20 protein-coding genes are annotated in these 20,813 nt (G+C 67.0%); 7 read left to right on the plus strand and 13 right to left on the minus strand.

Translation table 11 applies throughout. From position 1 onward, the window contains the following. The coding region (locus AC07X4_RS09225; protein ID WP_494739905.1) for a 3'-5' exonuclease at positions 1-609 on the plus strand (609 nt) is incomplete at its 5' end. Positions 610-778: 169 nt separating this feature from the next. Here AC07X4_RS09225 and AC07X4_RS09230 read toward each other — a convergent pair. Further along, a complete protein-coding gene (locus AC07X4_RS09230; protein WP_494739935.1) occupies positions 779-2,842 on the minus strand; it encodes an oxidoreductase in 2,064 nt (687 codons plus the stop codon). 100 nt (positions 2,843-2,942) lie between these two features. On the opposite strand from AC07X4_RS09230, the gene AC07X4_RS09235 reads away from it, so the two are divergent. Next, the gene (locus AC07X4_RS09235) at positions 2,943-3,575 is read left to right on the plus strand and encodes a TetR/AcrR family transcriptional regulator (RefSeq protein ID WP_494739906.1); all 633 of its coding nucleotides are present in this window, start codon (positions 2,943-2,945) and stop codon (positions 3,573-3,575) included. A gap of 9 nt (positions 3,576-3,584) precedes the next feature. Here the strand turns inward: AC07X4_RS09235 and AC07X4_RS09240 are convergent, their stop codons facing one another. Both AC07X4_RS09240 and AC07X4_RS09245 read right to left on the minus strand, forming a co-directional pair. Further along, positions 3,585-3,812 (minus strand): SlyX family protein, encoded by a 228-nt coding sequence (locus AC07X4_RS09240; RefSeq protein ID WP_008906148.1) that lies wholly within the window; start codon positions 3,810-3,812, stop codon positions 3,585-3,587. A gap of 7 nt (positions 3,813-3,819) precedes the next feature. After that, positions 3,820-5,010: an aminotransferase-like domain-containing protein gene (locus tag AC07X4_RS09245; RefSeq protein WP_494739907.1), complete on the minus strand. Its 1,191-nt coding sequence runs from the start codon at positions 5,008-5,010 to the stop codon at positions 3,820-3,822. A 125-nt stretch (positions 5,011-5,135) separates the two neighbouring features. On the opposite strand from AC07X4_RS09245, the gene AC07X4_RS09250 reads away from it, so the two are divergent. Next, positions 5,136-5,615, plus strand: a complete 480-nt coding sequence (locus AC07X4_RS09250; RefSeq protein WP_099730632.1) for an AraC family transcriptional regulator — start codon at positions 5,136-5,138, stop codon at positions 5,613-5,615. 51 nt (positions 5,616-5,666) lie between these two features. Here AC07X4_RS09250 and AC07X4_RS09255 read toward each other — a convergent pair whose 3' ends face one another. Then, the gene (locus tag AC07X4_RS09255; RefSeq protein ID WP_494739908.1) at positions 5,667-6,644 is read right to left on the minus strand and encodes a Bug family tripartite tricarboxylate transporter substrate binding protein; all 978 of its coding nucleotides are present in this window, start codon (positions 6,642-6,644) and stop codon (positions 5,667-5,669) included. A gap of 89 nt (positions 6,645-6,733) precedes the next feature. Continuing rightward, a complete protein-coding gene (locus AC07X4_RS09260) occupies positions 6,734-8,206 on the minus strand; it encodes an amidase (RefSeq protein WP_494739909.1) in 1,473 nt (490 codons plus the stop codon). Positions 8,207-8,329: 123 nt separating this feature from the next. Between AC07X4_RS09260 and AC07X4_RS09265 the strand changes: the two genes are divergently transcribed. Both AC07X4_RS09265 and nth read left to right on the plus strand, forming a co-directional pair. Beyond that, positions 8,330-9,295, plus strand: coding sequence for a LysR family transcriptional regulator (locus AC07X4_RS09265; protein ID WP_494739910.1), 966 nt, complete (start codon positions 8,330-8,332; stop codon positions 9,293-9,295). Positions 9,296-9,297: 2 nt separating this feature from the next. Continuing rightward, positions 9,298-9,936: an endonuclease III gene (gene nth / locus AC07X4_RS09270; protein WP_108627047.1), complete on the plus strand. Its 639-nt coding sequence runs from the start codon at positions 9,298-9,300 to the stop codon at positions 9,934-9,936. 137 nt (positions 9,937-10,073) lie between these two features. Here nth and AC07X4_RS09275 read toward each other — a convergent pair whose 3' ends face one another. The 6 genes from AC07X4_RS09275 to AC07X4_RS09300 form a co-directional block, all read right to left on the minus strand. Continuing rightward, complete coding sequence (locus AC07X4_RS09275) at positions 10,074-10,820, minus strand: aspartate/glutamate racemase family protein (protein ID WP_288851425.1); 747 nt, start codon at positions 10,818-10,820, stop codon at positions 10,074-10,076. Between the two features lie 22 nt (positions 10,821-10,842). Next, positions 10,843-11,607, minus strand: a complete 765-nt coding sequence (locus tag AC07X4_RS09280) for a GntR family transcriptional regulator (RefSeq protein ID WP_494739911.1) — start codon at positions 11,605-11,607, stop codon at positions 10,843-10,845. A gap of 13 nt (positions 11,608-11,620) precedes the next feature. Then, the gene (locus AC07X4_RS09285; RefSeq protein ID WP_146871346.1) at positions 11,621-12,508 is read right to left on the minus strand and encodes an ABC transporter permease; all 888 of its coding nucleotides are present in this window, start codon (positions 12,506-12,508) and stop codon (positions 11,621-11,623) included. Between the two features lies 1 nt (position 12,509). Further along, positions 12,510-13,421, minus strand: a complete 912-nt coding sequence (locus tag AC07X4_RS09290; RefSeq protein WP_228894621.1) for an ABC transporter permease — start codon at positions 13,419-13,421, stop codon at positions 12,510-12,512. A 185-nt stretch (positions 13,422-13,606) separates the two neighbouring features. Further along, positions 13,607-14,899 (minus strand): ABC transporter substrate-binding protein, encoded by a 1,293-nt coding sequence (locus AC07X4_RS09295; protein ID WP_494739912.1) that lies wholly within the window; start codon positions 14,897-14,899, stop codon positions 13,607-13,609. A gap of 61 nt (positions 14,900-14,960) precedes the next feature. Continuing rightward, positions 14,961-16,055 carry an ABC transporter ATP-binding protein gene (locus AC07X4_RS09300; RefSeq protein ID WP_494739913.1) on the minus strand — a complete coding sequence of 365 codons (1,095 nt, stop codon included), beginning with the start codon at positions 16,053-16,055 and terminating at the stop codon, positions 14,961-14,963. A 249-nt stretch (positions 16,056-16,304) separates the two neighbouring features. Between AC07X4_RS09300 and AC07X4_RS09305 the strand changes: the two genes are divergently transcribed. Next, positions 16,305-17,438: a GGDEF domain-containing protein gene (locus AC07X4_RS09305; protein WP_233584229.1), complete on the plus strand. Its 1,134-nt coding sequence runs from the start codon at positions 16,305-16,307 to the stop codon at positions 17,436-17,438. Positions 17,439-17,459: 21 nt separating this feature from the next. Here AC07X4_RS09305 and cobT read toward each other — a convergent pair whose 3' ends face one another. After that, positions 17,460-18,524: a nicotinate-nucleotide--dimethylbenzimidazole phosphoribosyltransferase gene (gene cobT / locus AC07X4_RS09310; protein WP_494739914.1), complete on the minus strand. Its 1,065-nt coding sequence runs from the start codon at positions 18,522-18,524 to the stop codon at positions 17,460-17,462. Between cobT and AC07X4_RS09315 the strand changes: the two genes are divergently transcribed. Continuing rightward, positions 18,523-19,311 (plus strand): class I SAM-dependent methyltransferase, encoded by a 789-nt coding sequence (locus tag AC07X4_RS09315; RefSeq protein WP_494739915.1) that lies wholly within the window; start codon positions 18,523-18,525, stop codon positions 19,309-19,311. The two genes, cobT and AC07X4_RS09315, sit on opposite strands and share 2 nt — an antisense overlap. A 31-nt stretch (positions 19,312-19,342) precedes the next feature. On the opposite strand, the gene AC07X4_RS09320 is transcribed toward AC07X4_RS09315, so the two are convergent. After that, the gene (locus AC07X4_RS09320; RefSeq protein ID WP_494739936.1) at positions 19,343-20,797 is read right to left on the minus strand and encodes a cobyric acid synthase; all 1,455 of its coding nucleotides are present in this window, start codon (positions 20,795-20,797) and stop codon (positions 19,343-19,345) included. Positions 20,798-20,813: the final 16 nt, after the last annotated feature.

The raw sequence follows: 20,813 nt of genomic DNA on the forward strand, positions 1-20,813 counted from the left end.
CCGTCGGCGCGCACCACCCAGCGCCCCACGCCAGACAAAGACCAGATCGCGCTGCTGGAACCCTTTGAACGCCTGGGCATGGACCGCATTGCGCTGGTCACCACGCCTGCACAAGCCGACCAGGCTTGCCAGGCGCTGGCCAGCGCCAGTGCCTGGGGTTTTGACACCGAATCCAAGCCCACCTTTGTGCGTGATGAGCCGTCGGACGGGCCGCACATCGTGCAACTGGCTACGCTGGAGCGGGCCTGGGTGTTCCAGCTGCACGACCCCGGCTGCCGAGCGCGCGTGTCCGAGCTGCTGGCCCTGCAGGGTGTGACCAAGGCGGGCTTTGGGCTGGGTGACGACACCAAGCGCATCCAGCACAAGCTGGGCGTGCAACCAGCCGATGTGCTGGAGCTGAACACCGTGTTCCGCCAACGCGGCTACCGCAAGGACATGGGCGTGAAAGGGGCTGTGGCGGTGCTGTTCAACCGGCGCTTCATCAAGTCCAAAAAAGCCGCCACCTCCAACTGGGCCAACGCCCGGCTGAGCGAGGCCCAGCTGGTCTACGCGGCCAACGACGCGTGGGCAGCGCTGCGGGTGTTCAACGCCCTGAATCTGTCCGCCTGAGGGATAAGGACGGCACAGCCGCCGTGACCCATCACGGCAGTCGCCATCCTGTATTCACTATCAAAAATATAGCTACCCAAGCATATTCCACTAGCGCTACCAGCCAAAAAGACCTCAACAACACGCCTGACAGGCCCTGTGAGCCCCTGCAGGCGATGTACGCGCCGACCTACAGCCGGGCCGCCAGCCGCGCCGCCTGGTCGATGGCGCGCTTGGCGTCCAGCTCGCCGGCCTCCAGCGCACCACCGATGAGGTGGGGCTTGCGGCCCTGGGCCTCCAGGTCCTGCGCCAGGCTGCGCAACGGCACCTGGCCCGCGCACAGGACCACGGTGTCGCACGGGATCCAGGTCGGGTCTTCGCGCTTTTCGCCGTACGAGACCAGCAGCCCTTCGTCGGCAATGCGCTCGTAGTTCACGCCACCCACCATCTCCACCGCTTTCATCTTCAGCACCGTGCGGTGGATCCAGCCCGTGGTCTTGCCCAGGCCGCCGCCCAGCTTGCCCTTCTTGCGCTGCAGCAGCGTCACCTGCCGAGCAGGGGGCGTCACGCGCGGGCCGCTGGCGGCCAGGCCACCGCGCGCCTCGGCCGGGTCGGTGATGCCCCATTCGGCCTTCCACGCGGCCAAATCGAGCGTGGTGGAGGGGTGCTCACCATGCGTGAGGAACTCGGCCACATCAAAGCCGATGCCGCCCGCGCCGATGATGGCCACGCGCTCACCCACCGGCTTGCCGTGGCGCAGCACGTCGATGTAGCTCAGCACCTTGGGGTGGTCCTGGCCGGGGATCTTCGGGTCGCGCGGCTCCACACCGGTAGCGACGATGACCTCGTCAAAGCCCGCCAGGTCGGCGGCCAACACGCGCTCGTTCAGGTGCAGTTGCACGCCTGTGTCCTCCACGCGTGTGGCCAGGTAGCGCAGCATTTCGTGGAACTCTTCCTTGCCCGGAATCACCTTGGCCATGTTGAGCTGGCCGCCGATGGCGGGCGCCGCGTCAAACAGGTGGACCTCGTGGCCACGCTCGGCAGCCACCGTGGCGGCGGTGAGGCCTGCAGGCCCCGCGCCCACCACGGCGATGCGCTTGCGCGATGCGGGCGTGGCAATCGGGCGATAGACCAGCTCCGTCTCATGGCAAGCACGCGGGTTGACGAGGCAGCTGCTGGTCTTGTTCTGGAACACATGGTCCAGGCAGGCCTGGTTGCAGGCAATGCAGGTGTTGATGCGGTCGGCCCGGCCTTGCGCAGCCTTCTTCACAAACGCCGCATCGGCCAGCAGGGGCCGCGCCATGGACACCATGTCGGCGCAGCCATCGGCCAGCACCTGCTCGGCCACCTCGGGCGTGTTGATGCGGTTGGATGTGACCAGCGGCGTGGTGATGCCTGCCGCCGCAAACTCGGCCTTCATCTTTTGCGTGACCCAGGCAAACGCTGCGCGCGGCACGCTGGTGGCAATGGTGGGCACCCGCGCCTCGTGCCAGCCAATGCCGGTGTTGACGATGTTCGCCCCGCCCGTGGCCACGGCCTTGCCCAGGGTGACGATCTCGTCCCACGCGCTGCCGCCGGGCACCAGGTCGATCATCGACAGGCGGTAAATGATGATGAAGTCCGGCCCCACGGCCTCGCGCATGCGGGCCAGAATCTCTACCGGCAGCCGCATGCGGTGGCTGTAGTCGCCGCCCCAGGCATCGCGCCGCAGGTTGGTGGCTTGCGACAGAAACTGGTTGATGAAATAGCCCTCCGAGCCCATCACCTCCACGCCGTCGTAGCCCGCCTCGCGCGCCTTCACTGCACAGCGCACGAAGGCACGGATCTGGCGCTCCACCCCGCTCGCCGACAGCGCGAACGGCGTGAACGGCGAAATCGGCGACTGCAGCCGCGACGGCGCCACCGCCAGCGGGTGGTAGGCATAGCGGCCCGTGTGCAGGATTTGCAGGGCGATCTTGCCGCCCGCCTCGTGCACGGCCTCGGTCACCACGCGGTGGCGCTTGGCCGCGCCCGAGGTCGCCAGCGTGCCCGCAAACGGTTTGGCCCAGCCCGCGATGTTGGGAGCGAACCCGCCCGTCACGATCAGGCCCACATCTCCCTCGGCCCGCTCGCGGAAGTACGCCGCCATGCGAGACAGGTCGCGCCCGTCCTCCAGCCCGGTGTGCATGGAGCCCATGAGCACACGGTTCTTGAGGGTGGTGAAGCCCAGATCGAGCGGGGCAAGCAGGTGCGGGTACAACGCGGCACCAGGCATGGAGGCAGCGGCGGCAGGAGCGGCCATGGGAGGAGAGGAATGCATGGAAGGATCGTGAACTAGAAGTATTTTCTAGAACTTTATTCTAGAATCCCGTTCCATGGCAAGCCGCAATTCCCCGCCCCCCACCTCATCCCCTGCCGACGCAACCACCGACCGCCGCCAGGACATCCTGAACGCCGCCCTGGCCTGCGCGGCCGAAGGCGGCGTGGATGCAGTCACCATCGACGGAGTGCGGGCGCGCTGCGGGGCCAGCGTGGGCAGCATCTATCACCACTTTGGCAACCGCGACGGCATCGTGGCAGCGCTGTTCTTCGAGATCTTTCACGACCAGTCGCGCAGCGTGCAGGCGCACCTCGATGCCGCCCAGGGCGTGGAAGCGGGCGTGTTGGCCCTGGTCACGGGCTACCTGGACTGGGTGGTGGCGCAGCCCGAACGGGCGCGGTTCATGTTCCAGGCGCGCAGCGCAGTGGCAGCGGGCCCGCGCACGCCCGACCTGGCCGAGGCCGCACGGCGCCGCAACCAGGCGCTGGTGGCCTGGTTCGAGCCGCACCACCGATCCGGCGCGCTGCGCGACCTGCCATGCGAGCTGATGCCATCGCTGGTGATGGGGCCGGTGCAGAGCTATTGCAGGGCCTGGCTGTCGGGCAACGCAGCCCAGGGCGGCCTGCCGTCACCCACCACCTACCGCACAGAACTGGCGGACGCAGCCTGGCGGTCCGTGAAAGCCTAGATCTCTAGATCAGTAATGCGGCGGCAGCTCGTCGCGCAGGTTCCGCGGGCCGTTCGAGCCGCCTTCGGGCGCCTGCTGGCGCAGCTGGATGACCTCGTGCGTCAACCGATCGATCAGTTGCTGCTGCTGATAGATGGTCATGTTCAGCTGGTCCAGCAGGTCTTCGGTAAAGCTGGCCTTGATCTCCAGGCTTTCGAGGCGCTGGAGAACGTTGGCGAGATCGTTGGTGTCGGACATGGAGGCGTCAGATCGCCTGGCCCAGGCGCGCTACGCCTTCGCGGATCTTGTCCACATCGGCCGTGGCAAACGACAGGCGGAAGGTGGCGTGGTCCGGGTTGGCGCAGAAGAACGGCGTGCCGGGCACAAAGGCCACACCCTTTTCAATCGCACGCTTGGCCAGCACGTTGCCATCGGCCACCTTGCCGCCTGCCCCCGTGAGGCGCGCCCACACAAACAAGCCCCCCTGGGGCTGCACAAATTCGATGGCGTCGCCCAGCTCCTTGCGCAGCGCATCGCCCATGGCCTGGGCGCGCTCGGCATACACCTTGCGCACATGGGCCAGGGTGCCAGGCATGCGGCCGGCCTTGAGGTACTGCGCGGCCGTGGCCTGCGCAAAGGTGCTGGTGTGTGCATCGCTGAACTGCTTGCACATGGTGGCCTTGCCCAGCAGCTCGGCCGGGGCAATCATCCAGCCCACGCGCAGGCCGGGCGACAGCACTTTGCTCAAGCTGCCGCAGTGCACCAGCAGATCGCGGCTGCCGGGCACGGTGGCCGACAGGTTGAGCAGGCTGGGCGGTGGCGCATCGCCAAAGTACAGGTCGCCGTAGGGGTCGTCCTCGACGATCAGCGTGTTGTGCTTCACCGCCATCTCCAGCACGGCCTTGCGGCGCTCCAGGCTCAACATGGCGCCGCTGGGGTTGCCGAAGGTGGGGATCAGGTAAACGAATTTCGGCTTGTGTTCTGCAATGAGCTTTTCCAGCTCGTCGGTCTTCACGCCGTTGCCATCGATGGGCGCGCTGATGAGTTCGGCGCCGTACAGGCGAAAGCACTGGATGGTGGCGAGGAAGGTCGGGCCTTCCACAATCACCTTGTCGCCGGGGCTGATGAGGGTCCTGCCCAGCAGATCCAGCGCCTGCTGGCTGCCGGTGGTGACGATGAGGTTGTCGGCCGCCAAATCCTTGGCGCCCTTGCTGGTCATGAAGGCGGCCAGTTGCTCGCGCAGCGGGTTGTAGCCCTCGGTGGCGCCATATTGCAATGCTGCGCCGGGCTCTTCGGCCAGGGCGGCGTTGCTGGCTGCGCGGATGCCTTCCACGTCAAACATCGCGCTGTCCGGAAAGCCACCCGCAAAGCTGATGATGCCGGGCTTGCCCAGCAGCTTGAAAAGCTCGCGGATGGCGGAGGTTTCTACGTTGTTCAGGCGGTCGGCAAATTGCATGGCGTGGACAGAAGTGGTTGGCAACAAACTCTGCATTGTCGCCAATTGCGACGCAGGATTCATGCGGTGTCTTTCCAGGAGGCTCTAAACTGGGTTTTCCCTCCATCGCCACTGCCCTGCCCGCCATGACCCTGACCCTCCGCACCCTGCCCCGCATGCGCCTTGCCACCATGCGCCACACCGGCGCCTACGGCCACCCGGGCCTGACCGAGTTGTGGGAGCGTTTTGGCAGCTGGTGTGCCGCCCACCGGCTGGATGATCCGCGCCCCAAGTTCTATGGCTTCAGCCACGACGACCCGGGCTGCACGCCGCCCGAGCAGTGCCGCTATGACGCAGCGGTGCAGATTGGCGTGGGCCTGCGCACCGGGCCCGATGTGCAGGTGATGGACTACGAAGGCGGCGACTACGCCTGCATGCACTTTGTGGGCACGGGGCCCGAGATTGCCGCCGCCTGGGCGCAGATGGGCACGCCGGGCCAGATCCCCGACGGCTGGGAATGGGAGCCCCGCGCTGCGCTGGAGATCTACGACGAGGACTTTGCGGTGGACCCGGCCACGGGGCGCTTTCCGTGCTGGCTGTGTATTCCGGTCAAGCGGACGCGCTGAATCCCATGGGGTTGCGCTGACGGGCCGGGTAGCCCTTTTCAGCGCGGACCGTCAATCCACCCGGATATCCGCCCGTGCCGCCACGGCACGCATCAGTGGCAGCTCGCGCTCAATGCGCGCGCGCAGCGCGTCGCCATTGCCACCCAGCGGCGTCAGGCCGATGTCCACCATCTTCTTCTTGAACTCCGCCGAGGCCATGGTCTCGGCCAGGGCCTTTTCCAGCTTTTTCTGCACGGGTGCGGGCAGCCCTGCGGGCCCCACAAAGGCAAACCAGGAACCCATGTCAAAGCCGGGGTAGCCGCTTTCGGCCACCGTGGGCACGTTGGGCTGCAAGGCCAGGCGCTGCGGGCTGAGCGCCGCAATCGCCTTGATCTTTCCGGACTTGATGAGCGGGGTGGATGCCACCACGGTGTCCACCGCCAGTTGCACCTGCCCGCCCATCAGCGCCGTGAGACTGGGCGAGCTGCCGTTGAAAGGCACATGCATCATCGGAAAACCTGCGGTGGTCTTGAGCATCTCGGCGCCAAAGTGCACCGACGAGCCCGTGCCATAGGAGCCGTACGAGAACTTGTCCGGCGCGGCCTTGGCCTGGGCCACGATGTCCTTGAGCGACTGCCCCGGGGTGTCGTTGTGGGCCACCAGCAGCAGCCCCATGTCGGCCACCAGGGCCAGGGGCGTGAAGCTCTTGATGGGGTCGTACGGCAGGTTGGTGCGGATGGCCGGGTTCATGGTGAGCGTGGTGTTGGACCCGAGCAGCAGCGTGTACCCGTCAGCGGGCGCCTTGGCCACCATGGACGCCGCCACCACGGTGCCCGCGCCGGGCCGGTTCTCGACCACCATGGGCTGCCCCAGACGCGCCCCCAGGGCTGTGGCCAGCAGCCGTCCCAGGATGTCGGTCGCGCCGCCTGGGGCAAAAGGCACGACCAGCTTGATGGGTCGGTCGGGGTAAGTCTGTGCCTGCGCCAGGCCGGGCGCGCCCAGCACCAGGGCGCTGAGCAGAAGACTCGATACGAAGCGGGAACGCAGCATGGTGAAGCTCTCCAGAAAGCACGTTGACAAAAGCGGGGGGTAGCGGGGGTTCACGGTGGGAGACGGAATGGCGAGCAGCGAGGCCCACGTCACCCCAGCAAAGGGCTGCGCTGGCGCGCGTACCCACTGGCCTGGTCGTAGGCATGGCCAATCTGCAGCACGGCGGCGTCAGACTGTGCCGGGCCGATGATCTGCAGCCCCGCAGGCAGGCCGCCGGGGCCAAAACCTGCAGGGGCTGCCAGCGCGGGCAGGCCGGCCATGGTGGCGGGCACCACGGTCTCCATCCAGCGGTGGTAGGTATCCATGGTGCGGCCACCGACCTCGTGGGGCCAGTCCAGCCCGGCATCGAACGGAAAGACCTGGGCAGCGGGCAACACCAGAAAATCGAATTGTTCGAACAGGCCGCGCAGCACCTGGTACCACGCGCTGCGCACGCGGGCCGCGTCGTACACCTGCAGGGCCGTCAGGCGCATGCCACGCTCGATCTCCCACACTGCCTCGGACTTCAGCAGTGCATGCGTGGCCGGGTTGCGATACAGGGCCGCATTGGCCCCTGCCACGCTGAAGCTGCGCAGGTCGATCCAGGCGTTCCACAGCTGCTTCAGGTCGAACGCGGGCACCACGGCCTCCACCGTGCAGCCCACGGTGCGAAAGTGCTCCAGCGCCTGCTCGCAGGTGGCCAGCACGCCAGGCTCGGTGGGCAAATGGCCGCCCAGATCACCCAGCCAGCCGATGCGGGCACCGCGCCAGTCGCGCTCCAGCGGCTGGCCCAACAGGGCCACGTCCTCATGGCGCCGCGTGAGCGGCAGGCGCGCATCAAAACCCGCCTGCACCGACAGCAGCAGCGCCAGGTCCGGGATGTTGCGTGCCATGGGCCCGGCCACGCTGAACTGCTGGAAGAACACTTCCTCCGTCGGCCCATGCGGCACCAGGCCGAACGAGGTGCGCAGGCCGTATATGTTGTTGAACGCCGCTGGCGTGCGCAGCGATCCCATCATGTCCGAGCCATCGGCCAAGGGCAGCATGTGCAGCGCCACCGCCACCGCTGCGCCGCCACTGCTGCCCCCCGCCGACACAGCCGGGTTGTGGGCGTTGCGCGTGGTGCCATACACCGGGTTGTAGGTGTGGCCGCCCAGGCCAAACTCCGGAGAGTTGGTGCGGCCGATGAACAGTGCACCGCCTGCGCGCATCCGCTCGAACACCACCGCATCCGTGGCCGAGACCTGTCCCGCAAAGATGGGCGAGCCCCGCGTGGTGACCATGCCTGCGGCGGACATGATGTCCTTGGGCGCCTGCGGAAACCCATGCAGCGGGCCCAGGCTCTCGCCGCGCGCCAGTTGCGCATCGCGCTCTGACGCCTGCGTGCGCAGGGCGTTGCGGTCCACCATCGCTACCAGTGCGTTCACCACGGGGTTGAGCCGGTCCACCTGGGCCAAGTAGGCGTCCAACACCTCGGTGCAGGAGACCTCCCGTGCATGGATGGCGCGCGACAGTTCGGTGGCCGTGTAGTCCACGATGTGGCTGGAGGTACCAGCCGGGGTGACGCTGTTTGCAGAAGGCATGGGGGCTGGGGTCGGTGAATGTGTCATTGGTGAGTCAGCATAAGCAGCCCGCTGCGTTTCGACAATCAACGATTTCTGGGGTTATCTTTGCGTTTTACGCAATCCACATCCCGAAAGGCCCCCATGCTTTCCAGCCGCTTGCAGGACACGGCGCTGCGCTACTTTCTGGAGGTGGTGCGCAGCGGCTCGGTCAGCGAGGCCGCCGCGCGCCTCAATGTGTCGCCCTCGGCCGTGAGCCGCCAAGTCGCCGCCCTCGAAGACCTGCTGGGCGTGCCGCTGTTTGACCGGCGCCCACGCGGCATGGCGCCCAGCGCGGCGGGCGAGCTGCTGGCCGCCCATGCGCGGCGCGGCGCGCTGGAGGCCGACCGCGTGGTCTCCGACATCCAGGCGCTGCAGGGCCTGCGCACGGGGCTGGTGCGCATCTGCAGCTCTGCGGGTTTTGCCATCGAGTTCCTGCCCCGCGTGATGGCGCAGTTCCGCCTGCAGTACCCCGGCATCCAGTTCCACCTGCGCGTGGCCAGCCCCGCAGCTGTGACCGTGGCGGTGCTCAACGGCGATGCAGACATTGGCCTGACCTACAGCCGCTCGGCCGAGCGGGACATCACCGTGCAGCACCGCCAGGCCGCGCCCGTCATCGCCATCATGCGGCCTGACCACGCGCTCGCACGCGCCCACTCCGTCACGCTGGCGCAGATGCACGCCTACCCCATCGCCCTGCCCGAGCGCGACAACACCGTGCGCCAGCTGTTCGACATCGGCTGCAGCCAGCGGGGCCTAGTCTTCGAGCCCGCCCTGGTGTGCAACCACTTCGAGACGCTGATGCACTTTGTGCTGCATGGCGGGGGCCTGTCCATCTCGGGCGAGGTGACGGTGCGCGACCGGGTGCAGCGCGGCGAGCTGCACGCCGCCCAGATCCGAGAGCCCGGCATGAGCGCCCGCGCTGCCGAGCTGCAGACCCTGAGCGGCCGCACCCTGCCCGCTGCCGTGCGCATGTTCCTGGAGTTTTTGCAGGCGCAGCTGCGGGACAATGCGCCACCGGCCACGCCCGCCAAAAAAAGCAAGCCCTCCGCCCCACCCCGCCAACGATGATGATGAAAACCGCCCAGATCGAGCCCTTCTTCGCCACCCTCAAGGCGGCCAACCCCCTGCCCAACACGGAGCTGGAATACACCACCCCCTTCGAGCTGCTGGCCGCCGTGCTGCTGTCGGCCCAGGCCACCGACGTGGGCGTGAACAAGGCCACGCGCAAGCTGTTCCCGGTGGCGGGCACGCCCCAGGCCATCCTGGACCTGGGTCTGGAAGGGCTGGAGGGTTACATCAAGACCATCGGCCTGTACCGCACCAAGGCCAAGAACCTGATGGAGACCTGCCGCATCCTGGTGGAGCAGCACGGCAGTGTGGTGCCCCGCACGCGCGAAGCGCTGGAGGCCCTGCCCGGCGTGGGCCGCAAAACGGCGAACGTGGTGCTGAACGTGGCCTTTGGCCAGCCCACCATGGCGGTGGACACGCACATCTTTCGGGTGAGCAACCGCACCGGTCTGGCGCCAGGCAAAAACCCGCTGGCGGTGGAGCTGCAGCTGATGAAGCGCGTGCCTGCGGCCTACGCAGTGGACTCGCACCACTGGCTCATCCTGCTGGGCCGCTATGTGTGCCAGGCGCGCAAGCCGCGCTGCTGGGAATGTGTGGTGAGCGAGTATTGCGACTACCGGCCGAAGACGCTGGCGCCCTAACGCGCTGAAAGCACAGCGCTTCAAATTTCATAGCAACCAGCGCATATTCTTCTAGCGCATCCAGCCAAAAACACTCAAAACCTGCGCTCTGGCAGAGATTTCGAGCCCTTGCGCAACCGCCAGCCCAAAAGGCCGGGTCAGACAACGCAACGGGTGCCCAGGGCCGCCATCTCTTGCGACACCCCCACCCAGGCCACATCAAACCCAGCCACCTTGCGCTCCGGCGGCACGGGGTGCGCGCGCAGCGCCCAGGTGGCACCGGCCACCACGCTGTCGATCACGGGCACCGACACCTGCGGCTGCACGGCGGCAGCCATGCCTGCCAGCCCCGCCCCACCCAAAATGACGGCCTGCACCCCCATCTGCCGCACCACGTCCCTGCAGGCCTGGGCCAGCAATGCGCGGGCCGCCTCGGGGTCTGCGGCCAGTTGGGCACCGGTGGGCGCCACGGTGTGGATGCCTGCCAGTGCGTGGGCGTGGCCCAGCGCCTGGGCCAGCCGCTGCAGCATGGGGCCCCAGCGCTCGCCACCGGTGACGATGGCAAAGCGGCCATGGCGCGCAGCCTCGATGAATGACGCTTCGGCCAGGCCAGTGACAGGCACCGGACTGCTCTCGCGCAGCGCCATCAGGCCGGGGTCGCCAAAGCAGCCGATCAGCACCGCGTCGGGCGCGGTCTGCGGCTGTGCGATCTCATGCGCCCACACATCGAGCGCGGCGTGGGCCGCCACGGCGTAGCTCGCCTCGCACGCGATGTACGGTGCGCCAAAGCGGGCCGTGGCCGTGCGCACCGCCACATGCGAACCTGCAGCCCCCTGCACATGCCGCTGCAGCAAGGCACTGACATGGGCCGACATGTTGGGGTTGATGACGAGCAGTTGACGCATGGGCAAGCGTGTGAAAAAACCGTCAGAGCCCGCCCAGCAACCGCGCCAGATCAGGCGCCTCTGCCGCAGGCGGCGTGAACTCCAGCTGCGACTCGATCCGCGCCAGGTGGGCCAGCATCAGCCGGGGCGCCTCGCGCGCATCGCGCAGGCGAATGGCGTCGATCAGCGCGCGGTGCTCGCGGCAGCCGCAGGCCGTGGCCTCTTCGCGGGTTTGGGCGTGGCTGGGGCTGTACGTCATCAGGATGAGCGAGGTGCGCGACACCAGCTCGCGCAGGATGCGCCCGAGCGTCTGGTGCCCTACTGCCTGCGCGATGTGCAGGTGAAAGTCGCCCGACAGGCGGATGGCGCGGCGCATGTCGCCGCTGGCGCGGGCGGCCTCTTCGTCATCGATGCAGGTGCGCAGCGCGGCAATGTCGGCGTCGGTGGCGTTGGCGATGAACAGCTCCACCAGGCGCGGCTCCAGCAGGCGGCGGGCCTCGAACACTTCCAGCGCCTCCTGCGGCGTGGGCTGGGCAATGGATGCGCCCCGGTTGGGCGTGAGCGTGACGACCTGCTCGTTGGCCAGCCGCACCAGCACAGGCCGCACCCGTGTGCGCGACACGCCAAAGGCCGCCGCCAGCTTGTCCTCCACCAGCTTGGTGCCGGGTGGTAGCCGGTGGTCGAGGATGGCCGACACCATGCGGTCGTACATGTCGTTGTCGCTGAGCTGGCCGGTCGTGTCGGGCTGCACGGGCGGTTCGGTGACCGCAGCGCGCGCGCGCCGGGGCTTGGGGAGGGTGGTCGTCATAAGGGTGCCGTTTTTACCCCGAACGGCCCTTGCGCCTGCGGCCCAAAGCCCACACCAGCGCCAGCGTGATGCCCATGACCACAAAAGACACCACCGTGGTCAGCGTGCCCAGCGCGTAGATGGACGGCGTGGTCACCGTGCTGGTCAGGCCCTGCAGCTCCAGCGGCAGCGTGTTCACGTCGCCAATGGCCTGCGAGGTGCGGGCGATCTCGTCCCAGCTGAGCGTGAAGCCGAACATGCCAATGCCCACGACCGAGGGCGCGATCAGCGGCAGCACCACATGCGCAAAGCCCTGCCAGGGCGTGGCGCCCAGGTCGCGTGCGGCTTCTTCGTACGCAGGGTTGAAGCGGTTGAACACCGCAAACATGATGAGCAGGCCGAACGGCAGCGTCCAGGTCAGGTGCGCGCCCAGGGCCGAGGTGAACAGGCCCAGCGACGTGCCGTAGCCCTCCAGCGCACTCTCCATGCCCAGCCATTCCAGCGCGGCCTTGATGCCGTTGTCGATGAGCCGGAACTCCAGCCCGATGCCCAACGACACGATGATGGACGGCATGATGAGGCTGGCCACCACGATGAAAAACAGCGTGTTGCCGCCCGCCAGACGCTTGCGAAACGCCAGGCCCGCCAGCACCGACAGCACCACCGTGCACAGCATCACCGCCACGCCCAGGCCCAGCGAGCGCCACAGCGCCGCGCCAATGTCCACCACACCCAGCCCTTCGGCCAGCTTGGCGAACCAGTGCAGCGACACGCCGCGCATGGGGAAGGTGAGCCCGCCCTCGGGGCCCTGGAAGCTCAGGATGAAGATGACGAACATCGGCCCGTACATGAACAGCACGAACAGCGCAAAGAAGATGGCCAGGGGCCAGAAGCTGGCGGGACGAGATTCACGGACTTTCATCTCACAGCTCCTTGCGAATGTCGACGAGGCGCGTGAGGCCCCAGATAATCATCAGCACCACGGCCAGCAGAATCACGGCATTGGCCGCCGCCAGCGGGAACTGCAGGTAAGACGTCTGCACCTGGATGATCTTGCCAATCGATGCGATCTGCTGCCCGCCCATCACGCCGATGGTCACGAAGTCGCCCATGACGATGGTGATCACAAAGATTGAGCCGATGATGATGCCGGTGCGCGACAGCGGCACGATCACGTTCCACAGCGTCTGCCAGCCACTCGCGCCGCTGTCGCTGGCCGCCTCGATGAGGCTGCGGTCGATGCGCATCATGCTGTTGAAGATGGGCACGATCATGAACATGGTGTACAGGTGCACGAAGGCCAGCACCACCGAGAAGTCCGAGAACAGCAGCCACTCCACGGGCGTCTCGATCAGGTTCATGCCCATCAGCGTCTGGTTGACCAGCCCATTGCGCCCCAGCAGCGGCACCCACGAGATCATGCGGATCACGTTCGACGTCCAGAACGGGATGGTGCACAGCACGAACAGCAGGGTCTGCATGCCCGAAGAGCGCACATGGAAGGCCAAAAAATAGGCCACGGTGAAGCCGATCACCAGCGTGATCAGCCACACCAGAAAGCTGAACTTGAGAGTGGAGTAATACGTCTTGAGCGTGACACACAGGCCCTCCGACGCATCGCCACAGCCCGCGAAGATCGACACGTAGTTCTTGAACGTGAAGCCGGGCAACAGCTCGTACTCATTGAAGTCCCAGAAGCTGACCATCACGATCAGCGCCAGCGGAATCAGAAAAAACAGCGCGAACACCAGCGTGAACGGCGCGGCCTGCCACCAGGCGGCAATGCTACGACCGGGGACGGCTGCAGCAGGTAAGGACGGGGTGGTGGTGCTCATGGTGTTTGCAATCAATGAATCCAAAGGTCTACCGTTCGGCGCTTGCTCTTGAGACTGGCGCTACCCAAGGCCAGTGCCCCCGTGCAAGGGCCGCCCCGCCGCACCGGGGGCGTCCCCCCTCCCGACCCGCGCAGCGGGTCGAGAGAGGGGGAAGGCGCGCAGCGCCTCAGGGGGTGAAACCTCTACTACGCCGCGACGAACTCATTCCACTTCTGCACCATGTAGTTGTTCTCGTCCATCAGCGCGTTCCAGCAAGCGATGCCGCCCATGCGCGACTCGTAGCTGCCGCCGTCGCGCACTGCACCGGCCTTGGCCAGCACATCGCCATTCGGGCTCTTGATGTCCTGCGTGGCGGGCTTGCCTTCCATCCAGTAGGCCCACTCGTAGGCTTCCATCTTGGACTTGGCGGTCTCCAGCACGGCGCTGTAGTAGCCCTGGCGGTTCAGGTAAGCACCAGCCCAGCCGTCGAGGAACCAGTTGATGAACTCGTAGGCGCCATCGAGCTTGCGGCCGCTCAGCGTGGCGGGCAGGCCAAAGCCTGCGGCCCAGGCGCGGTAGCCTTCCTTCAGGGGCTGGAAGTTGCAGGCGATGCCCTTGGTGCGCACGGCGGTGACGGCGGGGCTCCACATCGACTGGATCACCACCTCGCCCGATGCCATCAGGTTCACCGACTCGTTGAAGTCCTTCCACAGCGCGCGGAACTGGCCCTGCTTCTTGGCCTCGATCAGGGTCTTGATCGTGAGATCAATCTCCTTCTTGGTCATGTTGCCCTTGTCGGGGTACTTGTAGATGCCCATGGCCTCGACCACCATGGCGGCGTCCATGATGCCGATGGAGGGGATGTTCAGGATGGCGGTCTTGCCCTTGAACTCGGGGTTGAGCAGCTCGGCCCAGGAGTTGATGGGGCGCTTGATCAGGTCGGGGCGGATGCCCAGCGTGTCGGCGTTGTACACGGTGGGGATCAGGCTCATGAACTGCGTGGGCGCGGTCGCGAACTTCTTGGACTTTTCACCTTCCAGGTAGATCACCTTCTTGGGTGCGGTGCCCTGGTCACCCACGGCTTTGCCGGCCACCTGGCCGGTAGTGAACAGCGTGGTGATCTTGTCGGCGTTCTTGATGCGCTTGGTATCGATGCCCTTCAGGTTGCCCGTGGGTACGATCTTTTTCAGCGAGAAGTACTCGGTGTCGATCAGGTCGAAACTGTTGGGCGCGGTCACGGCGCGCTTGGTCACGTCGTCCGTGGTCACGGCCACGTACTGGATCTCGATGCCGGTGTCGGCCTTGAACTTCTCGGCAATCGCCTTGTCCTGGTTCACCGCCGTGCCCAGGTAGCGCAGCACGATCTTTTCCTGCGAATGCACGGCCGGGAACATGCCAGCGGCCAGGATGCCCGCCGTGCCCTTGAGCAGCGAGCGGCGAGCCACACAAGTGGCATCGGAGACAACAACAGGGGAATCAGCACGGGAAGCATCGGACATGGGAAAACTCCTTGGGTTGCGGAAGGGGACGGGTGAAAAAAGAGGGGGTGTGGCGGCGCGGTCAGGCGGCGACGGCCACTGCGGGAGCGGCCACCGCCAGTGATGCGACAGCAGGCTGGGAGAGCGGATGTGCCTGGTCGGGCGTCCAGTGCAATTGCACGCCCTGCCCCACCTGGTAGGGCTGCGCGGCAAAGGTGGCCTCGGACACCATCACCGAATACGCCGCCGTGGCGTTGGCCGACAGAACTGCGCCGTGCTTTTGCAGGCCCACCAGCACATAGGTGCCTTGGTATTCCACGTCGGTCACCACGGCCTGCATGCGCTGGGCACCCCAGGGCAATTCGGCACTGGCGGGGGCAATCTGCAGATGGTCGGTGCGCACGCCCACCTTGCCTTCGGGCGTGTCGATCACGTTGTGCCCGCCCATGAAGCGGGCCACGAATTCGCTGGCGGGCCGGTTGTAGACCTCGTGCGGGCTGCCCACCTGCTCAATCACGCCGTGGTTCATCACCACCATGGTGTCGGCCAGGGCCATGGCCTCTTCCTGGCTGTGGGTCACATGGATAAACGTCAGGCCCAGCTCTTTTTGCCAGCGGCGCAACTCGGCACGCATCTGGATGCGCAGGAAGGGGTCGAGCGCGGACAGCGGCTCGTCGAGCAGCAGCACACGCGGCTGGGTGATCAGGGCCCGCGCCAGCGCCACACGCTGCTGCTGCCCGCCGGAGAGTTCTGCGGGCTTGCGCTCGGCCAAGTGCCCCAGGGCCACGCGCTCCAGCAGGTCGCGCGCCTTGGCCTGGCGTTCGGCCTTGGCCACGCCTTTCATCTTCAGGCTGAAGGCCACGTTATCGAGCGCCGAGAGGTGCGGAAACAGCGCAAAGCTCTGGAACATCATGGCCGTGCCGCGTGCGGCGGCGGGCAGGTCGGTGATGTTGCGGTTCTCCAGCAGGATGTCACCACTGGTCACCGACTCGTGCCCAGCAATCATGCGCAGCGTGGTGCTCTTCCCGCAGCCCGAAGGCCCCAGCAGGCAGCAGTAGCTGCCGCTGGCAATGCGCAGGTTGATCGCATCCACGGCGGGCTTGCCTTGGGCGTAGCGTTTGGTCAGCGCCACGATTTCAATGGCGGCGGAGGTGGGCGCAGGGTGGGTGCTTTGCATGGCGTATGCCCTACGCAAGGCCCATGCCAACTTTGTACACAATGTTTTATGAACTTTGCATACAAAATGCACCAACACGGCGCACATTACCGCCCCATACCGGTCCACGCCCGCGCTGCGCCTGGTCCAACCTCGGGCAAACCATGCACCGAAACAGCGCTGAGCACTGCGGGTGCGTGGCTATACTGGCTTCGCCTTTGAAACAATTTATTACGTAGGCACGTCCCTCCCCCTCCTCCTGCCTGCCGCATGACGAACCTCGACCCGCGCTCCATGATCGCCCTGGCGGGCTTCATGTCTGCCGTCATGGCCCTGGTGCTGCTGTTCATGCGGCGGCACTACCCGCCCAGCATCCGGGGCGTGGGCGGATGGGCGGCGGCGCCATTGCTGTGGCTGCTGTCCACCGTGCTGTTTGGCGCGCGTGGCGCCATCCCCGACTGGCTGGGCCTGGTGCTGGCCAACCAGTTGCTGGTGCTGGGCTCGGTCACTTATTACATGGGCACCCGCCAGTTCATGGGCCAGCCCGCCACCTGGCGCACCTGGAACTGGGTGATGGCCGGCACCACGGTGGTGTTTGCCTGGCTGACCTACGGGTGGCCCAACTATGCCGTGCGGGTGGGGTTTTTCACCGTGGTGATGGGGGCGCTGTACGCCGCGCAACTGCGCTTCATGCTGCGCCACGGGGGGCGCAACTTCCCGGTGCGGCTGGTGGAGGTGATGCTGGGCCTGCACATGCTGGTACTGGGAGTCAGGCTGGGTTCCATCCTGGCTGGGCACGCGGGCAACGACCTGATGGAGCCCTCGCTGTTCCAGACCCTGTACATCGGTGCCTATGCGCTCACCGTGCTCATGTTGTCCATCGGCGCGGTGCTGATGGCCACAGACCGCTTGCGCACCGAGCTGGAGCACCTGGCCACCTATGACTCGCTGACCCAAACCCTCAACCGCCGTGCCTTGCTGCAGCGCTGCGAGGACGAGCTGGAGCGCGCGCAGCGCTACGGCGGCGGTCCGTCCATCATGATGGTGGACCTGGACAACTTCAAGGCGGTGAACGACACGCGCGGCCACCAGCACGGCGATGCAGTGCTGGTGCACTTTGCCGAGCGCACCCGCCAGGTGCTGCGCCGCGCCGACCGCCTGGGTCGCTACGGGGGCGAGGAATTTCTGGTGCTGCTGCCGGGAGCCGACGCGCAAGCGGCCCTGGCCGTGGCCCAGCGCATCCACGCCACGCTGGCCTCGGGGCACCCGCTGGACTGCGAGGTGAGCATCGGGCTGACCAGCTGGAGCGGGTCACACGAGACCCTGGACGCGATGCTCTCCCGCGCCGACGCCGCGCTGTACCGCGCCAAGGAAGAAGGCCGCAACCAGACCGTGGTGGGCTAGAGCCTGCCCAAGCAGGGCGGCTCAGGCCGTCTGCGTCGCCACGCCAGCCGATTCAAAACTCGCCATCTCGCGCAGCACGGCGCAGGCCGATTGCAGCAACGGCCAGGCCAGCGCCGCGCCCGAACCCTCGCCCAGGCGCAAGCCCAGGTCCAGCAGAGGCTCTGCCTGCATCTGCGCCAACATCAGGCTGTGGCCCCGTTCGCCCGAACGGTGGGCAAACACGCAGCGCTGCAGCACCTGCGGCGCGATGCGGCTGGCCACCAGCACGGCCGCGCTGGTAATGAAGCCGTCCACCACAATCACGCGCCGCTCGGCCCCTGCCTGCAGCACTGCGCCCACCAGCGTGGCCACCTCGTAGCCACCCAGGGCAGCCAGAGCCTCCAACGGGCTGGTGGCGCCCGCATTGGCGTCCAGCGCCTGCTGCAGCACCAAGCGCTTGCGTTCGATGCCCGCAGCATCCAGCCCCGTGCCCGCGCCCGTCACCTCGACCAGCGGCAGCCCCGCCAGGCGCGCCAGCAGCAGCGACGCCACCGAAGTGTTGGCAATCCCCATCTCGCCCAGCAGCAAGGCGTTGCCTGGCAGGGCACGCACCACCTCCACCCCGTTGGCCAGCGCCTGGGCGCATTGCTCGGCACTCATGGCTGGGCCGACGGAGGCATCCTGCGTGCCGGGTGCCACCTTGCGCAGCAACAAGCGCGGCTGACCGGGTGCCGCATCGCGCGCAGCAATGGGCTTGGCCACGCCACAGTCCACCACCGTGAGGCCCAGGCCATGCTGGCGCGCAAGCACGCTCACGGCCGCGCCACCCGCCAGAAAATTCTCCACCATCTGCCAGGTCACATCGCTCGGGAACGCCGAGACACCCCGCGCGGCCAGGCCGTGGTCGCCCGCGCACACCAGCATCTGGGGGGCATGCAGCACGGGGGATTCGGTGCCCAGAATCACGCCCAGGCGCAACGCCAGGCGCTCCAGCAGGCCCAGCGAGCCCAGGGGCTTGGTCTTGTGGTCAATGACGTGCTGCAGGCGGCTGGCCAACGCGGCATCATGCAGGTCAGCAACGGACGGAAGTACGAAAGGTGAGGTCATGGTGATGGAGAACACAAAGAACGCCGTGCACAAAGCGGCACAGCAGGGTTTTGAAAAAGAAGCGCAGGCCTACGCGCGCGGCAGGCCGGACTACCCGGCGGCGCTGTCGGCCTGGCTGGCACAGACGTTGGGACTGGGCCCCGGTCGTGAGGTGGCCGATGTGGGCGCGGGCACCGGCAAATTCACCGCGCTGCTCGCAACCACCGGGGCCACGGTGGTGGGCGTGGAGCCCGTGGACGCTATGCGCGCCAAGATCGAAGCGTTGCAACTGCCCACGGTGCGCGCCGTGGCGGGCACGGCACAGGCCATTCCGCTGCCGTCCGGCACGCTGGATGCCGTGGTCTGTGCACAGGCCTTCCACTGGTTTGCCACCCGCGAAGCCCTCGACGAATTCCACCGCGTGCTGCGGCCGGGCGGCAAGCTGGGCCTGGTGTGGAATGTGCGCGATGAGTCGGTGGACTGGGTGGCCGAGCTCACCACCATCATCACGCCCTACGAGGGCGATGCCCCGCGCTTCTACAAGGGCGACTGGCGCAAACCCTTTCCACACCCCGGTTTCGGCCCATTGGTCGAGACCCGGCTGACCCACGAGCATGTGGGGCCACCCCAGCAGGTCATCGTGGACCGTTTCATGTCGATCAGTTTTATCGCGGCCCTGCCGGATGCTGAACGCGCCAAGGTGCGCGCCCAGATCGAGGCTTTGATAGCCCGACACCCCGCGCTGCGCGGGCAGGACACCGTGCGCTTTCCGTACACCACCCTCGCCTGCCACTGCGAACGGGTGTGAGGGGCTGAATGGCGCCACGGTATCCGGCACGCTAAGGCGCTACCAGCGCATCCAGCACGCCCGGTGTGAAGCTGTTGCCCAGGAAGCCTGCGAGTCCGTCAAACACACTGTCCAGCGTGGGCACCTGCGCGCCAAACAGCGCGTGCAGCACCGCAGCATCCTCAAACAAGCCGTGCAGGTACACGCCCAGCACATTGCCCGCCGGGTTCTGCCAGGCGATGCCGGGGATGACCTCGCGCGCCACATCGCCCTTGGCAGCCATGGCCGGGTGCTGGGCGGTCTGGCCGTGGTGGATTTCGTAGCCCATGACGGACACGCCTGCGAGTGCAGCCCAGGCGCCCTGCACCACACCACACTGCGCCTGCGTGCGCTGCACGGTCTTGGCGACCTCGAAGGTGGTGACCAGGGGCAGCAGGCCCAGGCCCGGCGCATTGCCGTCGATGCCTGCGGTATCGATCAATGCCTCGCCCAGCATCTGCAGGCCACCACACACGCCCAGCACCGTGCCACCCTGCCCCGCGTGATGGGCAATGGCCTGGTCCAGCCCTTGCGCGCGCAGCCAGGCCAGGTCGGCAGCGGTGGCCTTGGAGCCCGGCAGCACCACCCAGTCGGTGGGCTTGAGGCCCGCCAGGTCGGCCGGGCTGCGCGCCCAGAGCAGGCGCACGCCGGGCACGTTCTTGAGTGGCTGGAACTCGTCGAGGTTGCTGATGCGCGGGTAGGCGATGACGGCCACGGTGGTGTGCACCGCGCCCGCTGACAACGTGCGGTCATCAAACACGCCGTCCTCCTCGGGCAGGCCATGGCGCCATTGCATGGGGATGGTGGCCACGGTGGGCACACCCGTGAGGTCTTGCAGCATCTGCGGCGCAGGCGCCAGCAGGCTGGCATCGCCGCGAAACTTGTTGAGCACAAAGCCTTGGATCAGCGCGCGCTCGTCCTCGGGCAGCAGCGCCCAGGTGCCGTACAGGTGGGCGAACGCGCCGCCCCGGTCGATGTCGGTCACCAGCAGGCAGCGAGCATCGGCATGGCGGGCCACGCGCATGTTGACGATGTCGCTGGCGTGCAGGTTGATTTCGGCGGGCGAGCCTGCGCCCTCGACCACGACCACGTCGTTCTCGGCACGCAGTGCATCCAGCGCTGCGGCGATCTGCGGCCACACCTTTTCGCTGCGGCCGCGCCAGGGCATGGCGGTGAGCTCGGCGCTCACCTGCCCCATCAGCACGATCTGGCTGTGCGTGTCGGCCTCGGGCTTGAGCAGCAGCGGGTTCATGCGCACCTCAGGCTCGGCACGCGCAGCCAGGGCCTGGAAATACTGGGCGCTGCCGATTTCTCCCATCACACCCGCAGGGCCCGACACCACACGTGCGTTGTTGCTCATGTTCTGCGCCTTGAACGGCGCAACCTTCAGACCCTGGTTGCTATAGTAGCGGCACAGCGCCGTGGTGAGCCAGCTTTTGCCGGCGCCGCTGGTGGTGCCCAGCACCATCACGCAACGGGCCAAT

This window comes from Acidovorax sp. GW460-11-11-14-LB4 (assembly GCF_059423685.1).